At 45.9% G+C, this 21,074-nt stretch carries 13 protein-coding genes and 1 pseudogene; 10 read left to right on the top strand and 4 right to left on the bottom strand.

Annotated features, from left to right (window positions below; all coding sequences use genetic code 11):
* Positions 1–149: pseudogene (locus Q0991_RS04365) on the top strand (RNA-binding protein); the annotation flags it as partial.
* 427 nt (positions 150–576) lie between these two features.
* Here Q0991_RS04365 and Q0991_RS04370 read toward each other — a convergent pair.
* On the bottom strand, positions 577–1,188 hold the full coding sequence (locus Q0991_RS04370) for a hypothetical protein (protein ID WP_299485864.1): 612 nt from the start codon (positions 1,186–1,188) through the stop codon (positions 577–579).
* Positions 1,189–1,662: 474 nt separating this feature from the next.
* On the opposite strand from Q0991_RS04370, the gene Q0991_RS04375 reads away from it, so the two are divergent.
* Complete coding sequence (locus Q0991_RS04375) at positions 1,663–2,037, top strand: nuclear transport factor 2 family protein (protein WP_299485866.1); 375 nt, start codon at positions 1,663–1,665, stop codon at positions 2,035–2,037.
* Between the two features lie 225 nt (positions 2,038–2,262).
* On the opposite strand, the gene Q0991_RS04380 is transcribed toward Q0991_RS04375, so the two are convergent.
* Positions 2,263–2,385: a hypothetical protein gene (locus Q0991_RS04380; protein ID WP_299485868.1), complete on the bottom strand. Its 123-nt coding sequence runs from the start codon at positions 2,383–2,385 to the stop codon at positions 2,263–2,265.
* A gap of 325 nt (positions 2,386–2,710) precedes the next feature.
* Here Q0991_RS04380 and Q0991_RS04385 point away from each other — a divergent pair, with 325 nt between their 5' ends.
* From Q0991_RS04385 to Q0991_RS04410, 6 genes are all read left to right on the top strand, one after another.
* Positions 2,711–3,358, top strand: coding sequence for a response regulator transcription factor (locus Q0991_RS04385; RefSeq protein WP_299485870.1), 648 nt, complete (start codon positions 2,711–2,713; stop codon positions 3,356–3,358).
* A gap of 70 nt (positions 3,359–3,428) precedes the next feature.
* On the top strand, positions 3,429–5,288 hold the full coding sequence (locus Q0991_RS04390) for a CHASE2 domain-containing protein (RefSeq protein WP_299485872.1): 1,860 nt from the start codon (positions 3,429–3,431) through the stop codon (positions 5,286–5,288).
* Positions 5,289–5,517: 229 nt separating this feature from the next.
* Complete coding sequence (locus Q0991_RS04395; protein ID WP_299485874.1) at positions 5,518–9,096, top strand: choice-of-anchor Q domain-containing protein; 3,579 nt, start codon at positions 5,518–5,520, stop codon at positions 9,094–9,096.
* 323 nt (positions 9,097–9,419) lie between these two features.
* A complete protein-coding gene (locus Q0991_RS04400) occupies positions 9,420–9,821 on the top strand; it encodes a hypothetical protein (protein WP_299485876.1) in 402 nt (133 codons plus the stop codon).
* 227 nt (positions 9,822–10,048) lie between these two features.
* Positions 10,049–10,324 (top strand): hypothetical protein, encoded by a 276-nt coding sequence (locus tag Q0991_RS04405; RefSeq protein WP_299485878.1) that lies wholly within the window; start codon positions 10,049–10,051, stop codon positions 10,322–10,324.
* Positions 10,325–10,351: 27 nt separating this feature from the next.
* On the top strand, positions 10,352–11,131 hold the full coding sequence (locus tag Q0991_RS04410; protein ID WP_299485880.1) for a DUF928 domain-containing protein: 780 nt from the start codon (positions 10,352–10,354) through the stop codon (positions 11,129–11,131).
* On the opposite strand, the gene Q0991_RS04415 is transcribed toward Q0991_RS04410, so the two are convergent.
* Positions 11,106–13,616 carry a CHAT domain-containing protein gene (locus tag Q0991_RS04415; protein WP_299485881.1) on the bottom strand — a complete coding sequence of 837 codons (2,511 nt, stop codon included), beginning with the start codon at positions 13,614–13,616 and terminating at the stop codon, positions 11,106–11,108. The genes Q0991_RS04410 and Q0991_RS04415 overlap by 26 nt on opposite strands.
* Before the next feature lie 263 nt (positions 13,617–13,879).
* Here Q0991_RS04415 and Q0991_RS04420 point away from each other — a divergent pair, with 263 nt between their 5' ends.
* Positions 13,880–17,833, top strand: a complete 3,954-nt coding sequence (locus Q0991_RS04420; RefSeq protein ID WP_366524896.1) for a filamentous hemagglutinin N-terminal domain-containing protein — start codon at positions 13,880–13,882, stop codon at positions 17,831–17,833.
* 57 nt (positions 17,834–17,890) lie between these two features.
* Positions 17,891–19,606: a ShlB/FhaC/HecB family hemolysin secretion/activation protein gene (locus Q0991_RS04425; RefSeq protein ID WP_299485885.1), complete on the top strand. Its 1,716-nt coding sequence runs from the start codon at positions 17,891–17,893 to the stop codon at positions 19,604–19,606.
* Between the two features lie 681 nt (positions 19,607–20,287).
* On the opposite strand, the gene Q0991_RS04430 is transcribed toward Q0991_RS04425, so the two are convergent.
* Positions 20,288–20,899, bottom strand: coding sequence for a hypothetical protein (locus Q0991_RS04430; protein ID WP_299485887.1), 612 nt, complete (start codon positions 20,897–20,899; stop codon positions 20,288–20,290).
* Between the last annotated feature and the right edge of the window lie 175 nt (positions 20,900–21,074).

Raw genomic sequence — 21,074 nt, forward strand, 5'->3', positions numbered from 1 at the left:
TAGAAATGGATAATGATGCTGAAGAAGCCAAAGCAATCAAAAAACTGGACGGGGGTGAGTGGATGGGAAAGACTCTCACAGTGAATAAGGCAAAACCTCAGGTAAATGGAATGAGTGGTGATAACTTTGTTGTTGGAAACCTCTTCTAGAGACAATTTGTAATAACAGGATCTATCTCATAGCTCATTGGTTTGAGCTATGAGATTACATGATCAGATTTCTCCACTTCCTCCACACCCACGATCATGAACGTAATTTCCTCCCTCTTCCATTCATACTGATAGAGCTTTTCACCATCTAGCTACTGCATGTACCAAAGGGGAATGCCTCTAGATTTTTTCCACTACTGAGATTCTGATCCTTAAAAACTTAGTGATGCACTCAAACAGCAAGGGCAGAATAAGGTATTCCAGATCATAATGCTCTGCTTTTGTAATCGATCTTGAGCTGGAAAAGAACTCACGATACATTTACAAAACTGTGCTCAATGTTCAGCGTCAGTGGTTCTACCGCTACCTTGGGGTGATGTTCTGGTGGTCTATGAAATTACCCAAGCATTGCATCTTCAACGAATTACTAATTCTGAGCCCAAGAAGGTGGTGGAAGTAGGTCTGGGTTCATCAAAGATAGATCAACTTCAAACACAACTCGAAGGCCATGATCTGTGACATGATTAACCTGAAGTTTTCCAGAACGAGTAGCAACCAAAAGGTTTCCCTGCAAATCCCAGTCTGCCCATTGAAACTCATCCAGAATCTCAATGTCTTCATTGTGCTGCATCGAATAAAGAACCGACATTCCATCTACCGCTTGATCTTCTCCAAACTCACCCCCAGCCCAACCTAAACTCTCTAAATAAAGGATTCGATGACCTCCAGGCTGTATTTTATAGAGTCGTGCATTCCGATGTTCATCCCAGAAATCATTGGGTTGCCGTAGGGGAGAGTCGGCAGTTTCCGCCCATCCCCGGTGACGTTCATTGGCAAATTGCACCACTGGGATGGAACTGAGATTGTAAGGAAAGGGAACGTCTATCTTGAGGTGGTCATCACTTTGATCATGGGTTGTGAAATAGTAACCGTGCGTCCAAGTACCGCAAGTACCAAAAGCATGGATCGCTTTAAGCCAGGGTAACTTTGAAATTGCAATGTAGGTTTTACCCTGTTCCCAGGTGGCATTAGGCGGCATGGTTCAAGTATTAGAAGGATCTTGTCCTCTTTTGGTGATCCGAGAAAAACAAGATGTAATTCTGCTCAATGGTTAAAACTAAACAAACCTGAAATCCTTGACCTATCGTTATGATCCTCAGTCAATTTTTGTAGTAATGAGGCTCAAAATTGTATCTCCTACTCTGAATCACCAAAAGTGGACAAGATCCTATTAGAATGCCAGGGTAACACTTTTATACTACCCAAAATCCTTAAAGTCCTTGCACAGCAGTAATGGTAGCCCTAATCCCTTCAGTAAAAGTGTTACCCTGATTTGAACCAACCCCCTGCCAGGATGTGTCGAGAACCGAGCTTGCCAAAGTCGTTAGACTTTGAAGTACACTCTGTTGTAGTCGGGGTCATACAATAAAACCGCTAGAAGCTTTGTGGTAATTGCATTCTCGCTGTTTTTGACCACTTTTGCTCAAGATTTGTGAGAAATCCAGGTATAGTGATGACACCAAAAGAGCTAGTGAGAGAATTTATTGAGCGATTCAATCAGGCAGATATTAATGGTCTTGTAAATCTTTATGCTCCAGATGCCCTAAACGATCAGGTGGTATTTTCTGAGCCGCTTAAGGGCAAAGAAGCTATCAGCAGTATGTTTGAACTGGAATTTTCTAGAGCACAGATGGTCTGCATAGAAGAGCATATCTACGAATGTGGCGACACCGCTATTTTGCAGTGGAGAGATCCGCTTGGCTTAAGAGGGTGTGGATTCTTTCAAGTAAAAGATGACAAAATTGTGCATCAAAAAGGCTACTTCGATCAGTTGTCTTTCTTTAAAGCCCAAGGTCTGCACATCCCCGAAAATTACCTGGATGCTTAATACCGTGGGCTATACGGTTGCGTTAAGTTACCTTATAGCTTCCCCGTACCATATCGAGGGAATGAGGGTAATGAGAAGATGACTTCTTAATGGTGGTTCAATACCCCAAAGTGTCAGGTGTTATGGTCCCGGTCTTCTGCAAAGATGTCTTCAGTGATAGGTAATCCTGGCAGCAAAACTTGGTGGTGAAATTGGAGGACCACCTGTAAATTTTTCCGGGTTTTCTTACCCTGTATAGATTTGAGGAGACCAGAGTTGGTTCCATTGACCATTGAGTTCTACCGTTTTCAGTATGGCTAAAGCTCGACTGCCTTGTTCAGACAAACAGAGGATAGTTTTGGATTTCATTAAATGTAGATATCGTCTAATCTAAGTGAATTAAGACTATTGTAAAGTCTTCAAAACTCAGACTGGGCAATGCAACCCGGAAAAATTTACAGGTAGACCTTTCCCACGAGGTTACCCAAAATCCCCTGTTTTTAAACCATGCCGATTGTTGTAACCGGAATCACTATTTGCAACACAACCGATGTATCGTAATGTTGTCGTATTATTTTGATGTTGAGAGGTTAACTTTTGGAGCTTCTCAACTTTAACTTGTAAGACTTTCAAACAGCTCTAAAGAGCCTTTCTATATTGATTCTGCTTTTGAATTAGAGTATACCAACCAACGATGCCTCTGAGATTTCTGGTTATTGATGATCATGATATGACCCTGCGAGGGACCCAAAGCGCACTTCAGCAGCAATATCCAGACGCAGATATTCTTGTATTCAAAAGTGCAGAGCAAGCTTATGAGGTCGTTCAGCAAAATCTTCTTGATTTAGTAGTGCTGGATCTCTCGATTCCTCACAAACTTGGAGATCCGTCTCGAGCTGATACGGGGCTTCAGTTGTTAAGAGATTTGATGGAACAGTACCCCATGATGAATATTGTGGTTTTAAGCTGTTTCACTCAAAAGTTGGTCCGTCTCAAACCCACGATTATTGCCCACGAAGGGGGATTTACTATCGTGGATAAAAGTGTCCCCACAGAGAAACTGTTGCTTAAAATTGACTGGGCATTGCAGGGCCTGATGTGTACCCCCAAGGAGATGCGAACTGGCATAGAAATCAAGCCAGAATGGTTGGCAGTCCTCCAGTTGGCGTTTCAAGAGGGGCTACAGGATCAGGCAATTGCTCAACGTCTTAATATCTCATTGCGGACGGTTCGTAACTACTGGACAAAGGTTCAAGATGCGTTAGGCGTCTATCCAGAAGCAGATAAAAGTATCCGCATTCAAACTGAAATTCAGGCCCGATCCATGGGCTTGATTGATTAGCGTTATGTCAGGCCAGCGTTCCCCACATCACTCACTGCAGGGAGAATGGAAAGTAGGAGTGCTACCTGGTGTGCTTGTCATTCTCTTGGTGATTGTTGTTCGTGTTCTGGGTGGGCTACAGCGCTGGGAATGGATGGCCCTTGACCAAGGCTTGCGCTTACGCCCCGCTGAAACCTTGGATGAGCGCATTGTGATTGTTGGGATTACTGATGCTGACATTCAACGGCTGCAGGCATACCCAGTTCCCGATCAAGCACTGGCAAAGCTCTTGAGGAAGATACAGGACTATCAGCCTCAGGTGATTGGATTGGATCTATTTCGAGATTTTCCAATTCCGCCAGGAGAGAAAGATCTAGAGGCTGCCATTACTGATATCCCCAACTTAGTGGGAATTGAGAAGGTATTGTCAAGTGAAGACAGTATTCCGATTCCAGCTTTAGATGTTTGGCAAGAAGACCAGATTGGTTTTGCTGATGTCATACCAGATGAAGATGGCGGACTTCGACGAGTTCTGCTCGGAACTAGTACAGCTGGGGAAGAGTATCGTTTTTCCTTTTCGATTCGGGTTGCAGAAACTTACTTAAAACACCACCATCGAACGCTAAAAAATGGAGTGAAAGATCCCTTGGCGATGCGGTTGGGTCAGACTGAGCTGACTCGTTTTCGGTCCCATACAGGAGGCTACGTGAGAGCTGATGACGGGGGCAACCAAATACTGCTGAATTATCGCCAGAATCCACGTCCCTTCCGGACGTTCTTATGGGCAGATTTCAACTCAGGCCAAGTCAAACCGGAGGAGCTTTATAACCGAATTGTGCTGGTGGGCATGACCTCCATCAGCCAAAAAGATCTGGTGCAAACTGCGGCTGTCAATCACCCCTCCACAGGCCTTCCGGGGCAGATCTATGGGGTGGAGGCGCAAGCCCATGCGATTAGTCAGTTGATTAATGCAGAGCTAGAGGGACGTCCCTTGTTAACCGGGTGGTCAGAAGTTCTGGAGTATCTTTGGATTGTCATCTGGGGCGTACTGGGAGTGCTAATCAAGCGCTGGAGTCGGTACCCAATGATTCATATTTTAATGGTGGTGGTTGCCAGTGCAGGACTATTTGGCCTAGCCTATGTCAGCTTATTGAGTGGAGTTTGGATTCCTCTGGTGCCGCCCCTATTAGTATTTGGCATTAATGGAGTGGTGCTGTATATCTTTTGGTTGTATGACCAAGGGTTGAGATCGCAACTTCAAGATAGGCAGCAGGTTATTGATAGCGCCTTTGATGCCATCCACAATGGTCCATTACAAACCTTGGCAGGTGTATTGCGAGGGGTGCACGATCGCAACACTTCAACTTCAGAACTAGAGCCTCAACTGCAGCACCTCAACCAGGAACTGCGAGGGATCTACAATCTGATTCGTCAAGAGACTCTGCGACCTGAACCAATCTTGGGGTTAAGCAGTGATCTGCAGTTGGGGCTGACTGCACCACTCCATGAATTGTTATGCACCGTTTATTGGGAAACCCTCAACCGAGACTTACCTGGTTTTGCAGATATCAAGTTCAAAATCGTGAAATTTGAACCAATGGATGAACGTGCCCTCAGCCTTGAACTCAAAAGAAGACTCTGTCGATTTTTAGAAGAAGTTCTCTGCAACATTGGCAAGCATGCTAACGGTGTCACCCAGGTGTCTGTCACCTGTATGCAAGATCAGGGGTACAACAGGATTGAAGTGGCTGATAATGGAACAAAGAGCAATCTGATTTCAGCTACCAAGATGGGCTGGGGCACACAACAAGCTGAGCATTTAGCTCGACAGCTCGGCGGAACCTTTCAACAACATTGCAATACCCCTCCCGGACATCGCTATAAGCTGAAGTGGTCAGTGAAGCGACAACCCTTTTGGCGTTTTTTCCTTGTTCGTCGTTTCCATCAATAAATTGGGCACACAGATAGATGCATTTTTATGCAACCCCATGTGCCTAACTCCACCTCCAATCCTGCCTTCATCTACGATGCCCACACTCGGTCTCCATCGATATTGTGAGCGTGTCAAGCAAGCAGTCCGAAGCTCAGAACAATGATTGATCTTCGGCAATCAACGGGACTAAAACCATCGTTGAATAACGGTTGCTGACGATTGTTTATTTTTGATAAGCGAGGGCAAGATGGAACGTTTTAATTATTCTGTGGATGATGGCAACAGTGAAACATCCCTCTTAGGCAATTCAAGCCTAGGACCTCGAGATGTATTGTGGTTCAATCAGTTCAATGCAGCCCCCGGAGCTGATACGATTACTGGCATTTCATTAGCCTGGGGGTCTCCTAATCAGCCTGCATTTACGATTGATGGAGATCCCATTGTTGTTGCTCTTTATGAAGATCCGAATGATGATGGCAATCCAGATGATGCAGTATTACTAACCACTGCTAATGCACAAGTTGTTAACCCTAATACCGATCAATTTGCAACGATATCGATTGATCCAACCGTCGTCAGCGACTCTTTTTTTGTTGGGGCCTTACTCCCCAATCAACCCAGTACTTTTGGCCGAAGTGGTCCTGCCTCGGTCGACACTAATTCACCACAGGAGAATCGATCGTTTGTTGCCACCGCAGATAATGGTGCCTTCAATTTAAGTAATCTAGCCGCAAATTCTGAAATACAGCCTTTAACAGGTGGGAACTGGTTACTCAGAGCAGAAGCCGAGGTCGATCCTAGCGTATTTGAAATTACGGTGGATACCACTCTAGATGAACTGGATGGAGACGTAGCCGATATCTTTAGCCTCAGAGAAAATCCCGGAGGAACAGGAATCAGTTTACGAGAAGCCATTACTGCAGCCCAAAGTAATCCAGTTATTATCAACCTTGAAGGGGGTGAAACCTTTGACCTTAGCATTGGCGGAGAAGAGGAAGATACTGATTTAGAATCTCTACTAAATATCAGCGCTGGCCAGAACATCACGATTCGCTCAGAAGGGAATGAAAGGGCTACGATTAATGCCAATCGCTTAGATCGAGTTTTTACAGTCTCTAGCAATGCTGAGCTCAATTTACAGAATATTACCGTAACGGGTGGTCAAACCACCTTCGGTGGAGGTGGGATTGCCAATTTAGGAACCCTATCGCTGACCAATAGTCTGATTACAGACAATTCAGCAAGTCGCGGTGGCGGACTCTTCAATACTGCCGCTGGCACAGCGACGATAACAAATAGTGTTATTTCTGCGAACAATGCTGTGTTAGATGGCGGGGGGATATATAACGACTCAGCAATAAGTTTAGTCGACGCTGAGACGCTTGGAGAAATCACGTTAGATCAAAGCACCGTTTCAGGGAATATTGCAGGCGGTAGTGGCGGTGGAATTGCAAGTTTCATTGGTCGCACAGTCCTTACGGATACTACAGTTTCCAGCAATACTGCGGCAGTAGATGGGGGTGGAATTATTGCTCAAGGAGCTGCTTCCATATTTGACTCTGCCAGAGAGTTTACCCTTACAGATAGTCAAGTCACCGATAATCGTTCTGGCCAAGATGGAGGTGGATTATATGTCACCAGTAACAGTAGCCCTGACGATAGGATAACCCTTACCAATACTTCTATTTCCACCAACAATGCAGAACGCAACGGTGGAGGTATTTATAACGCTAGCGATACCGTTATTATTGACAATGGTGTAGTGAGCGAAAATGAGGCTGCTAATAATGGAGGCGGCATCTTTGCTTCAGGTATTGCCGCACAAACTGTTCTATCCTTTAGCCTTGTCTCTGACAATACTGCAGCAGTAGATGGGGGTGGAGTGTTTAGCAGTGGTAGCTCAGATGTTTTTGTATTAGAGAGTACTGTTGATAACAATGAAGCCACTGGAAATGGCGGCGGTATTAATAACGATGGAAGCGTAACAAGTATCGTCAACAGCACAGTTAGCAACAATCAATCTGGTGCTGATGGGGGAGGGGTGGTCACGGATAGTGGTGCAGCCACTACTCTACAAAACAGCACAGTGAGTGGAAACAAAGCCAATAACGATGGCGGTGGGATTTTTAATCAGCCTACAAGGGGATCAATTGATCCATTTGGGAATGTTCTAGTTGGCGTACCGGGGGGGACCACTAATTTATTCAATGCGACCGTTACTCAAAATACTGCCGACTTTGATGATAATGGGACAGGGAATGGCGGAGGCATCGCTAATCGAACTTTCCGTGATGGGAACGTGCGCTTTCTTTCCAGCGATGTCGATAGTCAAAATAGTATTATTGCGGGAAATTTTGATAGCCGCGACAATGATGGTCCTGGCGACATTCAGGCAGATATTGCTGGCTCCGTTGATGGCAATAACAATCTAGTCAGCAGTCTTGATGGGGCAGAGGGTTCGATCACTGAAGGCAATAATATTCTGAGTCCGAACCCAATTCTTGGTCAGCTACAGGATAATGGAGGAGCGACCCTCACTCATGCCCTCCTTAACAATAGTCCTGCAATCGATGCCGGGAATAATGCCCTCATTCCTGCAGATATTAATGACCAAAATGGTAATGGCGATATCACTGAACAGACGCCTTTCGATCAGCGAGGTTCTGATTTTGACCGAATTGTTAGAGACACGGTTGATATTGGTGCTTTTGAAGCAAGTCTAACGCCTCCTGTAGAGGAACCTCAACCTACAGATCCTTCAACACCCCCTGTAGAGGAACCTCAACCTACAGATCCGACAGCAACGCCCTCTCCAGGCAATCCAACTCCCGTACCGGCCACTTTATCAGTCACACCTACATCAGGTACCGAGTCAGAGGGGACTGAATTCACCATAACTGTGGCAGCAGAGAGTGCTGTTACAGGCGATCAAAATATTGACTTAGCCCTGACTGGTGACACGGACAATGCTGATTTTACTGGAGTGCTCCCTTCTCAAATTACGATTCCTGACGGTCAAACCATAGGCACAACCTCTGTCATGGTGAATGATGATATGGAGGATGAGGCGGATATCGAAACGGCAACGTTTGAGATCTCCAATCCCAGTGAAGGGTTGATACTTGAAGACAATAATCGTGTCGATGTCACGATTGAAGACAACGATGAAGGTGCGGTGGCTGAGCCTGATGCCCCAGTCATTTTTAACGTTGAGATTAACATAGGTACTCTGATTAATCTACTGGTATTCGATACAACCTCCGCCGGATCCAGCTCCAATATCATTAGCAATCTAGTGGATAGTGTGCTGGCTTTAGGTCAAGCGGCTACTGTCGAGAGCTTAATGGGTTCTAACCTAATGGCTAATCTCTCAGATGGCATGGATCTGGAAGAAGATAGTGTGGTCGGCCTCCAACCAGAAGATTCGGTCGAGACGCAAGAGGCGATGAATGGCAACGATAGCCTGATTGGCACTCTCAATAGAGATCGCATCGATGGGCTAGAGGGCAATGATCGGATTCGCGGTTTAGGTGAGAGTGACATCCTAGTTGGCGGCCTGGGCAATGACACCTTAACGGTTGGGGTCAGTAATGACACCTTGACGGGGGGCACTGGCCTCGATGTCTTTGATCTAACGCTAGAGGCCGGGACCGATGTGTTCACTGACTTTGAGATAGGTGTTGATGTCATTGGTCTATCTGACGGGTTGCGCTTTAGTGGCTTGAGCTTTAGCGGGAATGAAATCTGTTTTGAAGATCAGGTTCTCGCCACACTCACGGGCGTTGACACGACCACACTGACTGCAGATAGTTTTACTGCTCTTTAGACAGAAAACACTCAGACCTGTTGGGAGGCTAGACAAACAGCCTCAGCATTATAGCCTCCCTGGAGAAAAGCATTTAGCACTTTCCAAGCCAATAAAGAGGTTGGGTGATGTCTTATTAACCGCATGATTCTAAGGGCTGCGATCTCACCTATCAGGTTGCCATTACGACCCTACTGCTTTCTGGAGTATATCTGGGTTGCTCTCTACCTGAGTCTGATCGCGATCAGCCGCCTATCCCTATTTATCCTCCTTCACCCTTACCAGAGCTATCCTTACCCAGTCCAACTCCCACTAGCCCTCCCAGATCGCTTGAGAATGGCACCGTGCTTGACCCCCTAATTTATGAGGGCAAGGGTCGTATGAGCATTGAAAATGATACCACCCGTGATGCTGTCGTTAAGCTGCGCGATGACCGTACTCAAGAAACGATTGTTTCTATCTATGTAAAAGCTCACCATCAAGCTGAGCTACCCAAGGTTCCTGATGGTGTCTTTCAACTGTTATTTACCTCAGGTCTAGATTGGGATTCAGAGCTGCAAAATTTTACTCAACAACCTAGCTACAGCAAGTTTGTTAGTCCTGCAAAGTTCATCACCAAAGTCAATGAACAAAATGGCTATCAGTATGAACAGCCCTCTCACTGGACAATTTATCTCCAGCCATCTCCGACCGGAGTAGATCGTGTTGATTCAATATCAGAAAAGGAGTTTAGTAATGAAAAGTAAACCTATCAATCGGATCGCTGTTTCCACGCTTATCGCGTTTGTTTCTTTGATACTCCCATTTTTTTCATGAGCTGGCATTAGCCAGGCAAGCTCAATCGCATTCATCAAATCTGAAAGAACGTCAGACTCAGCAATCACCTTTTTTGTTAGCTCAAACCAATCCTTTGTATGGCTGCTGAAATTTAACGCATAGCTATCTTGGTATCGTCCATGAAAGTCAATTACGCATGACTGGTTATGATGGTGTGGTGGCGACCGGATTTGTCAATTCATCGACAGGAAAGACTGAGTTTGTAGGACAAACAATGCGGTTAGGTAGCTCACCTAGAGCTTTGGTCATTTACGGATATAACCCTGTTGTGCCAGATACGAATCGTCCTCACCCAACCTATAGCCCAGATAACTTCGCCTTTCAAATACATCCAGTTCATGGATTCAAGGCAGTCACTATTGACGATGCCTATAACCGTTCCCCAGTACCGATAAAGCCGTGTCACCAATAACAGAATATGCTCCCCATGCTTAAAAAGATGCAGCGTCCTTATAGATATATCCTCGATTTTGCTCAATACTTCACTACTGGTGTGGGTTTATTAAGTCTGGGGAGCCTGCTATCACTAACGATGGCGTCTACGGTATGGGGTGGATATACGCCACCCCCTAACCCCTCAGCTCCTTCTGATCGGGGCTATACCGCAGGTACCAGGAATGGATGTGCCGGAAATGAGCAGGCTGCGTTGACTGTGATCGCACCCCATAGCCATATCGGTCGAACCACATCCACTCGCCCTACCCTAACTTGGTTTGTCCCCGATCAAACGACATATCCCCTAGAACTTGCAGTGGTTGGCTCGAGTGAAAAGCACACTACTCCAATGATAAAAGAAAGCATATCTGGATTTGGCCATTGGACGATTCCTGAGAAACAGTCACTGGCTAAAAATCATAAATATCGATGGCAAGTCGTCTTGGTGTGTAATCAAAATCGTCCATCCACATCCTTGGTGGTCGAGGCTGAAATTGAGGTAGTGGAGATGCCTCCTGATCTAGCGAGTGCTTTGGCTACGGTCTCGGAACCAGTGATGAGATCGCAGCTCTATGCCAAAGCTGGTTTTTGGTATGACGCCTTTGCAGAAGTCATCACCCTTAAAGACGTTGCCGCTAGGGATGCAGCACTAGCGTTGCTCAAGGATCTCTCAACCCAAGAACTTGCACACCCATCGCAGCCATCCATCCAGCAAGGGCAACGCTTGCAGCAGATTCTGCAAACCCAGTCATCCAAGGCTACAGCCAATTCCCAATCAAAATAAATGAGGACCAATAACCAGGATGCTTGCGGGTCTTCAAAATTTCTAGCTGTGCCATTTGTAAGGCTTTCGCTTTCGACACACCCGGTTGACGCAAGGCAGTGTAAAAATGATCCACGAACTGGGCTGTCGTTTGATCGTTAATGGACCATAGTGAGGCCAACACACTTTTTGTTCCAGCCTGAATCGCAACGCCTGCCAATCCTAGCGCTGCCCGGTCATCTCCTACAGCGGTTTGACAAGCCGTCAAGATCAGCAGATCGAGGGGGCGGCTCTGATCGGTATTTTCCCGAATTAAAGTGTCAAAGGCATTGAGGGTAAGTTTGCTATTATTGCCAGTGACCAGGAAGGTGTCCTCTGGCTCGGGGCCGAACTCTGCGTGGGTGGCCAGATGAACAATGTTGTGGCGATTGGTTTGTAAGACTTGGGCCATGAGATCGCTCGTAAACTCTTGATTGAGAAAGACCTGACTATCCGGCAGTTGGGATGAAATATGGTTTAGTTCCGTTTGCACATGGTCGAGGGGCGGGAAATACTGTCCATTCACGGTCGCTGATTCGGTTAAACCCAGGGCCAAGATACTCAACCGTTCTTTTGCAAGGGCCTGTGGGGCAGTCAGCGCTAAACTGGGCGTAGTTGTAATGGCGTAGGTTTCAATCAGATATCGCTGTCCGTCGTGCAGCGACGCCATCGGTACTGTGCGGAGAATGCCATCCTGAACAAAGACTAGTGTCTCGATCTTGGCTTGCACTAAATCTGCGGCAAAGGGTTTAATGAACCACCCATAAAGCTGTTGGGACAACCGTTTATTATAGGGAGTCAGGCTAAAGTGGCGTTCTAACTCCCGCCGGTAATGATTGATGGTTTGCTTGACCGTGGGGAAATCATCCTCCACCCAAGCCAGCTTTTGCGGCTGACCCGGCAGCGTAACAATCACAGCCATTCGATCTTGAAACAGAATAGTGTTAAAAACCGCTGTTCTAGACGTTTGATCGAGCCCCTCATATTCTGTAGAGGGTAGCGCTGTAATCACGCAGTCATTGCCAAAGTAATTCTGAAGCAAGGCTAACTGCAGTCGATCCATCGTCCCCAGCACGGTCTCTGCTATTTCTGGATCCACTGATTCCAGATTGAGAGACGCTTGCGATAGACTCAAGGAGGCTAACTGCCGATAAATAGGTTCAATGGTTTCTCGAAAGTCAAGTCGCTGATCACGATTGGCCGCTACAATCTCATTGCGAATACTGTCCAGCGTATCTAGGGCTTGTCGGTAAGCTATCAGGGCGTTGGAGTGTTGATTGTTTGCGTCATAAATTCGTCCAGCTTGCCATTGCCAAAGATAGAGACTGTCTCTGTTTTCAAAGGTTTCGGCTGCGGCTTGCGCCTCTAGCGTTCTGGCCAAGGCTGTGTCGTAGTCTTGCTGGCATTCCCAAAAATGCCCCAACTGACCGAGGGCAAAGGACTCACTTCGTCGATCACCAATTCGACGGGCCACTGCTAGGGCAGTCTCCATTAACCCCTGCGATTGTTCTATTGTTGCTAGACATACGGGGCCAGACAACGATACTGCTGTTGCTTCACTGGTAGGGGCTAACTGGACTTGGGCTAAGGTGAGTGCGGCAAAGACCTTAGCTTGAGAGTCCGGCAGTTTTTCTAGGATTGAGCGGGCTGTTGCTTGAGCCTGTTGCATCTGAGTGATATCAGCCAGGCGCTTATAGATAGAGATGCTGTTGAGCAGGCTGCGCACTTGAGCCGCCAAATTTTGCGTCTGCCGAGCCAAGCGAAGGCTAGTCTCGAAGGCATCAATGGCTTGAGCACGATCTTGGTTCGCCTTAGCCATTAGAGGCTTAGCTTGGTCGTCATCCCCCACAATCCGCAGTGATGCAGCTTTACGATCTCGCAATTGAGCCCGACTGGTATAGGTATTGCCAAGGCTATTTAACAGGTCAATGGTGGATCGATCATGTTTTTGAGCCAGGGCCAGACCTTGGTTGAGCCAGTCAATCGCTAGATCATACTCAGCCTGAAGGCGAGAGACTTCCCCCAAAGTGCCAAGCGCGGCTACTTCGCCCGTCACATCTCCTTGGTCTTGGGCAATGGTCAGAGAACTTTCTGAGGAACATTGAGTAGCGGCTGGTGTACATAGCAGTGCGATCGCACGCTGGTATTGCCCCAAGTGACGATAGGTTTGGGCCTGTTCTGTGCTCATTCGTCCTAGCTGCTGTTGATCGCCTAACTGATGGTAAAACTGCTTTGCGGCTTGCCAATGCTGCAGGGCTTCGGTATGTTGCCCCACTTGTTGATAGGCCCTTGCTAGGTTTTCTTCTATAAGGGCGATCTGGTTGCCATCTTTAGCCTGTTTATAGTGCTTAAGTGCAGTTTGCCAGTATGTGATCGCATCCAAGAACGCTCCTTGCTGATATGCTTTGACCCCTTGCTGAACCTGCTGGTCACCATTTATCGCTTGATCTGCAACTTGTGCTGCCATCACTGGGTGAGGATCGAGATCAACATTCAAGCTCAAAAAACAACTGGGCCTAACGCACAATATCAAGCTACTCAAAAAGAGGACGCTAGCAATTATCCGCATCCGAAAAGAATGATGTTTCCACTGCACAAATTTGCCTCACAACTTACAGAACTAGCAAAAATTGACATTCATAATTCGTTAAAGTCAGGCGTCTCTCTCAGACCTATCATTGAGCCATATTCTAGACGAAATTACATTATTAAATTCAATAAATTGCAAATATGAAAAGCGTTAGCGGCCTCTTCACTTATCTTGTTCAGTATGAGACGAAAAGAGCAAGCGTTAATGTTTTTTATCTAAACTATTTTCTGGCGATTGCTTGTATCAGTTTCAGTAGCGCCCTATACCCTTTGCCGTCTCAGGCACAAGTGACGTCGGGCCGCATTATAGTGGACGATACACTTGGGAACTCACAGTCTGTGGTCAACTCGATTGATTCTAGGAGAGATCGCATTGATGGTGGGGCAACACGAGGCAGTAATCTCTTCCACAGCTTTGAAGCCTTTAATGTTGATGTGGGACGGAGTGTTTATTTCGCTAACCCAAGCGGTATCGAGAATATTCTGTCGCGGGTGACAGGAAGTACACCTTCTCATATATTAGGTCGCTTGGGCGTGTTAGGAGAGGCTAATTTATTTCTCCTAAATCCCAACGGATTTGTATTTGGACCTCAGGCAAGTTTAGATATTCAAGGGTCATTTTATGCCTCTACTGCTGATGCAATTCCCTTTGAGGGACATGGGGAATTTAGCGCTACAAAGCCAGTCGGCAATCGGTTACTTTCCGTTAATCCCAACGCCTCATTTTTTAATCATGCTGCAATCCGTCAAGGCTCGATTACCAATCAAGGGGCTTTACGGGTTGGAAAGAATTTGGCCTTTACCGCCCAAGAGATCAATTTGAAGGGACAAATCTTCACAGGAGGAGATTTAACCCTGAATGCCACCCACACCGTTAAGGTTAAGGACAAGATTACTCAGCCCACTATTCTTTCGGCAGAGCATAATTTACAGATTAAGGGTGAGCAAAGCATCGATTTATTTACCATTCGTCATCCCGACAGCGGTCTATTCTCAGGGAAAGATATGGTGTTACACTCTGCCCATCCTGTCGGTGGTGATGCTCATTATTTCAGTGGTGGAGACTTCCGTATCGAACGCCTGGATCGCAGCCTAGGTGATTTAACGAGTCCCTATGATCCTGTCATTCGGGCATCTGGTGACGTTGGACTGAATTCCTTTACTGGAGCATCACTTCATATCATTGCTGGGGGGTCTGTCTCTATTCCTGGTGGCGTCACGATTGTTCAGCCGGATAGCACAGCCAACTCTATTGTTGAGACCGTGACCTTGTCTGACCAGAAAACAGAAATCTCAATCAATGGTAGTTTGGTTCCAACCTTGGATATCAGGGCCGGGACAACAGCAATTGGCAATTTGCCATTCAATACTGGGCAACCCACAGATGCTGACATCACGATAGGTAATATCCTCCTCAACCCAATCAGCAGTGCCGGTGGTCAAGTCTTTCTCACCAATCAATATTATCCTAATCCGGCTTTAACAGGGGCTTCGGGGATCATTACCGTCGGTTCTATTAATACAGCTGATGCACTCGGGGGAGGCTCAATCATAATTGATAGTCGTGGCGCATTGAATCTAACGGATTCAGTGACTGTCTCATCCATAGATTTTGGCAATCCAAATTTAAATATTCCTCGCAACACTTATTTAGGGGATGGTGGCAATGTATTAGCTCTGGCTGAAGGCAATATTATCGTCAGCCCCGGAGCAAATATACTCTCCTTTGGTTTATCAGGAGGAGAAATCAGGCTTGAGAGTCCTAGCAATATCTCTGTTTTAGGCAGTCAGATCAGCAATAGTTCCTTTGATAACGACTTTAATACACCCGGTGGAGATATCACGATTAGAGCCCAGCGATTTTCTCTGCAAAATGGCTCTACTATTTTTTCTAATGCAAATTTTTCCAGCACGAATGGTTTCAGCCATACAGGAGAAATCAAGATTGATGTTGAGGCAATCTCATTATCTGGAACGAATCAAGGATTTGGCAGCGGTATCTTTAATCAAATTAGTTCTAGAGCAATTGGATCAACGAAAGGCATCAAAATATCAACTGAAACATTAGACCTTAAAGATGGAGCTAGGATTTCAACGAATGTTTTTGGACAAGGAAATTCAGGCGGCATTTCCATTCAAGCTAGCGATATTTCCCTCACAGGAGCCAACCTTGAGGAAGGTCCAAGTGCACTTCTTAGCGAAGTGACCACAAGAGGAAGTGGCTCTGCTGGTGGTATCAAGATTCAAACGAATTCACTACGTCTTAACGATGGTGCACAGATATTGACTGACATAAGGGGGAATGGCAGGGGTGGCCAAATTACAATCAATGCCCAGAATTCTATCTCTTTAGTGGGGAATAGCCACCAAGGGGATGGCAGTCTGATTTCTAGTCAGATTGGCTCAACCGCAACAGGTTTGTCTGGAGAGATAGTGATTGAAAGTGCCAAGCTTACCCTCAAAGATGGTGCAGGTATTGTTGCAGGAACTCTTGGCAATGGGAATGGGAGCAACATCAACATTACGGTCGATAATACTGTTGCTTTATCCGGCACAAGTCGTCAGCAACGATCTAATTTTATTACTAGCTCAGTTGGGCCTGATGCAGTTGGAAACGCTGGTGATATAACCATTAGAGCCAGATCGTTAATATTAGATGATGGCTCCAGTATTGGTAGTGTAACGGCAGGTACTGGCAATTCAGGGAGAGTCAGAATTGAAACTCAAGATGCCATCACAATTATGGGTGAGAATAGTAGCCGTCAAGGATCTGTGAGCTCAATTACCAGCTCAGTAGAAAAGGGAGCCAATGGCTCCTCTGCGGGTATTGATATCAAGGCCGGCACATTGACTTTAACGGAGGGCACTCAAATCTTTACCACTACGTTTGGTGCTGGGGATGCAGGGAGCCTGAACATTGCTACTCAAGATGGAATTACCCTATCGGGTAGGAATCGCAACGGCTCGGGTAGCTCTATCTTTAGTGCCGTTGGCCCACAGGCCGATGGGACCGCAGGACTGATCTCATTGTTAACAAATGAAGTATTGCTGAATGACGGTGCCATCATTTCTAGCAGTACATTAGGCACCGGAAATGCAGCATCGATTAAGGTCAATGCTCAAGTAGTAACCCTCAATAAAAGGTCTTTCATCACAACCTTAACTGATGGTCAAGGGGATGCTGGTCCGATCCAGATTAGCAAGACGGAGACCCTATTACTAGATAATAGTGGGATTATTTCTGGGGCCACAGCAGCTTCAATGGGTGATGGCAGTAACATCCAAATCCAAACTGACTATCTCTCACTCGCCAACCGTTCGCTTATTAGTGCTAGCTCGCAAAGCAAAGGTCAAGCAGGGAATATTCTCATTTTTTCGAACCATCCCTATCGCAATGAAGCCATTACCCTAGACAATAGCGACATCACCACCTCTGCGACTCAATCTACAGGGGGGGCAATTACGTTAATCACTTCAGATATTCGGCTTGTGGGTGACAGCGATATTCGGACTAATGTTGCTAGTGGTGCTGGAGATGGGGGGGATATTACCCTGTCTGCTCAATCCATTATTGCCTTTGACGATAGCGATATTTTGGCTTTTGCCAGTGACGGCAAAGGAGGAGATATTGTCCTCAATAGCCCCATTTTCTTTGGTGAATCCTTCGCTTTGACAGAAGCAGATCCCAATACTTTAGATGGTAATAATCGTGTCGATATCAATGCTACAGGTGGGATCGCTTCTGGTGCCGTTACTATCCCTGATGTCAGTTTTGTCCAAAATAATCTCGCAGACTTACCAGAGATTTTAGTGAATACTGAACATTTGTTGGCCAATAGCTGTCTCATTCCCTCCACTGCTCAACAAGGCAAATTCATAATTACTGGAACAGGGGGCTTACCTAGACGTCCTGGTGACGCTGTAAGTTCTAGCTTCTCAACTGGATCCGTGAGGTCTATTCCCAAGTCCAAAAGGACGCCTGCCCAAACAATAAAACGACCTTGGCAAATTGGCGATCCAATCATTGAAGCCCAAGGAGTCTATCCTATCCAAAATGGGAATCTAGTGATAAATCGGACCTGTTCAGACCCCTAACCCCTAAACTTATGTAACCCAACTTTGTCTGGAGTCGCCTAAAACATGTATGGATCGATGACAAGCTTTGCGTTATATCAGTTCAGCTTCGTTGCAATTGTGTCCATGCCAGTGTTTGCCCAATCCTCACCGCCCTCAGGTGTCACACTCCCCTTAACCACTCCCGAACAAATTGATCAGACCCTACCCTCTACAACTGAGACGCATCCTGATCTTCCCAATGACTTGAAAGATGCTCCCGATCCGTCTCTAAAAATTCCCAAGAATCAAGAGGAGCACTCACCATCAAGCTTAAAAGCGACGACATTCTTTGTGCAACGGGTAGAGGTTTTAGGAAGTACTGTCCTACAAGCAGACATTGATGAATTGATCCAACCCTTTGAGAATCGATCTGGAGTTACCTTTGAGCAACTTATTGATCTACGCACAGCCATTACACAGACCTATATCAAGAATGGTTATGTCACATCAGGAGCGTTTTTACCCAACGCCCAAGATATCAGTGATGGTATCGTCCAAATTCAAGTCGTCGAAGGACAACTAGAGCGAATTGATGTGACTGGATTAAAGCGGTTGCGGAATGACTATATTCGTCAACGGCTCCAACTCGCATCCTCTCCTCCACTACAGCAACAACGTCTGGAGCAAGCCTTAAAACTCCTTCAGCTAAATCCATTGGTGCAGCAAATAGATGCCGAACTGACGGCGGGGACTACCCCCGGTCTCTCTGTGTTAAAGGTCAATGTAAAGCAAACACCCGAATTTCAAGCGGGGGTAGCTATTGATAACTACCGCTCACCCAGTGTGGGATCGCTTCAGGGCAGTATTGATGTAGCCCATAACAATGTCTTAGGGTTAGGCGATCTCATACAGGGTAGCTACGACGTTGCAGAAGGATTAGAAATTCTTGATGTGTGGTATACAATTCCCTGGAATGCTCGTAATGGAACTGTTGGAATTCGCTATTCCAACAGCGACAGTAAAATTGTGACTGCTGAGTTTCGCGATCTTGATATTCGCAGCGAGACGCAAACTCTGGCTTTTCAACTGCGTCAACCGATTATCCAAACGCCTTCCCAGGAATTTGTGTTGGGCTTGGGATTTGATCTCCGGCAGAGCCAAACCTTTTTATTGGACGATATTCCTTTCTCCTTTTCTCAGGGGCCTGAGGATGGTGAGTCAAAGGTAAGAGTCCTCCGTTTTTTTCAAGACTGGACTTTGCGTGACGCTTCTAGTATCCTCTCTGCGCGGTCACAATTCAACATTGGTCTCGATATCTTTGATTCCACCATTAACTTAATGGGGGCCTCCGGTGATTTTTTTAGCTGGTTGGGACAGTTTCAATGGGTACAGCGCTTACCTCATCAAATGGTGTTAGTGACTCGGGTAAGTGCTCAACTGACGCCGGATACACTTCTACCCCTAGAAAAGTTTAGTATAGGCGGCATTGACTCAATTCGGGGCTATGTTCAAAATCAACGTTTGGCAGATAATGGCCTCTTAGGGTCGATTGAGTTACGCATTCCATTGTTGCGCCAACATCAAACACTACAACTCACCCCGTTTTTTGAGGCAGGTAAAGTTTGGAATACTTCTGAACACAACCTCGATGACTCAACCTTGGCCAGTATTGGTTTGGGACTAAGGTGGCAAATTTTTAAACAGGTGAATGCTCGCCTCGATTTTGGTCTGCCTCTGTTTCCAATTGATAATCTTGGCAGTTCGCTACAAGAATCAGGCTTATATTTTTCGCTTCGATACCAGCCATTTTGATGAAAATTTAATGTATTCTTGGATTAATCTGCTCATAATAAAAAATACACAAAAGCATTGTTAGAACAATTGAAGATTACCTATTTAAATTTTGAGCCAAGCAGATCTTATTCTTCAGAAAGTGTCAGTCCTGAATAGCCAGAATTGAGTTATAAATACTGATATTTTACGCTGAATATCAACCCTAAATAATAGGTTCAAAAAGAGTAGAATTTTGGTTACACTTCCTCAGAAAAATAAGCAATCATTTTTCGATAAAGGCTGTTTAAAATTTCTCAAAGAAAGTCTGAAGCTAAGATTCTTATGTGCCAAAATTCCTCATAACACTATTGCTATCTTACAGATTTCTAGAGCTTTTAAATTATCTCTGGTAAACTTAAATAAGTCCTTAGCTTTCGATGATCTGAGGTCTAAATCTTCCTATTATAGAGGTTTAATTCTTCCAATTTATATCAGAATATACTCTATGAAATAGTTTGAATCCAAATAACTTCAACACTCAGAAGGATGTTATCTTGACAGCGTTTCTTTGGTGTTTTGGTACTTATACTTCCTTGTTTTACTATCAATTACAAGTGTAACTTTTCCCTAACTGGATGGCATTAATATAAAATATTCGACCCACATCTTATTTTCACGAAAACTTAGACAAAAAATTGACAATATCTCAAAGTAATCGAATCACCCCCAAACCCTACTCACCCGCTCCCGCTCCAGACCCGCCTCCACCATCTCCTCGATCCGCTCTATCGCCTCCGGTGGCCGTAGCTCAATCACCTGGCAAATCTCAAAGGTCTCCTCTATCTCGGCAGCGCACTCCCAGCAAAACCCCGGTGTAGCAAACGATTCCCTCACGAAAGGCTTCCCCGTTCCCGCCACGGTAATCCAGTAGCTCCCTGAGCTATTCTTGGAAACAGCCAGATACTCCAGCTCTCCTCCCTTCCGAAATTGCTCAACCAAATTCTTCTGACCCAACTCCAGATTCCTGAATCGCCTCTCCAGCTCTGCCGATTCTCTAGGAGTTCGCGGTCTACTGGCCGGGGTTACTTCAGAGGATTTGGTCTGAGGTCTGGACTCAGGTTTAGTTGATCGGGAAGTTCGCCTAGATCTACGTCGGCTCACTCCCAGCTCTCCATGCCCTTGTTCACGCTTGGGTGGCCGGGTGCCTTCGGGGGCTTTCTTGGGGAATGCTGTCTTTGCTATGAGCTTGGGAGAGGAAGGGGCGGACTTGGGTGATTGTGGGATGGCCTTGGGTACGGGCTTGGGGTTGAAGGAGATGATTGGGTTGGTCATTGGGGAATTCCTGTGACACACCGTTAGTTTAAGGGAAAGGCTTTCTGGGGGGAGTGGGGTTGTTGTAAAAGGTTATAGGGGTATGTCCCCCATTCTGACGAGATTAGGACATATGGCCTTAAAGCCATACACAATAAGGCTTTCATTTTCAAATTTTAGATTTTCAATTTAATGT

Origin of the sequence: Acaryochloris sp. IP29b_bin.137, assembly GCF_028285745.1 — a bacterium.
Lineage (GTDB): Bacteria > Cyanobacteriota > Cyanobacteriia > Thermosynechococcales > Thermosynechococcaceae > Acaryochloris.

Coding starts and splice junctions, on each gene's coding strand:
- Q0991_RS04370 (WP_299485864.1), bottom strand. CDS start 1,188: ATGCCGCCTAATGCCACCTGGGAACAGGGTAAAACCTACATTGCAATT.
- Q0991_RS04375 (WP_299485866.1), top strand. CDS start 1,663: ATGACACCAAAAGAGCTAGTGAGAGAATTTATTGAGCGATTCAATCAG.
- Q0991_RS04380 (WP_299485868.1), bottom strand. CDS start 2,385: ATGAAATCCAAAACTATCCTCTGTTTGTCTGAACAAGGCAGTCGAGCT.
- Q0991_RS04385 (WP_299485870.1), top strand. CDS start 2,711: ATGCCTCTGAGATTTCTGGTTATTGATGATCATGATATGACCCTGCGA.
- Q0991_RS04395 (WP_299485874.1), top strand. CDS start 5,518: ATGGAACGTTTTAATTATTCTGTGGATGATGGCAACAGTGAAACATCC.
- Q0991_RS04405 (WP_299485878.1), top strand. CDS start 10,049: ATGACTGGTTATGATGGTGTGGTGGCGACCGGATTTGTCAATTCATCG.
- Q0991_RS04410 (WP_299485880.1), top strand. CDS start 10,352: ATGCAGCGTCCTTATAGATATATCCTCGATTTTGCTCAATACTTCACT.
- Q0991_RS04415 (WP_299485881.1), bottom strand. CDS start 13,616: ATGGCAGCACAAGTTGCAGATCAAGCGATAAATGGTGACCAGCAGGTT.
- Q0991_RS04420 (WP_366524896.1), top strand. CDS start 13,880: ATGAAAAGCGTTAGCGGCCTCTTCACTTATCTTGTTCAGTATGAGACG.
- Q0991_RS04425 (WP_299485885.1), top strand. CDS start 17,891: ATGACAAGCTTTGCGTTATATCAGTTCAGCTTCGTTGCAATTGTGTCC.
- Q0991_RS04430 (WP_299485887.1), bottom strand. CDS start 20,899: ATGACCAACCCAATCATCTCCTTCAACCCCAAGCCCGTACCCAAGGCC.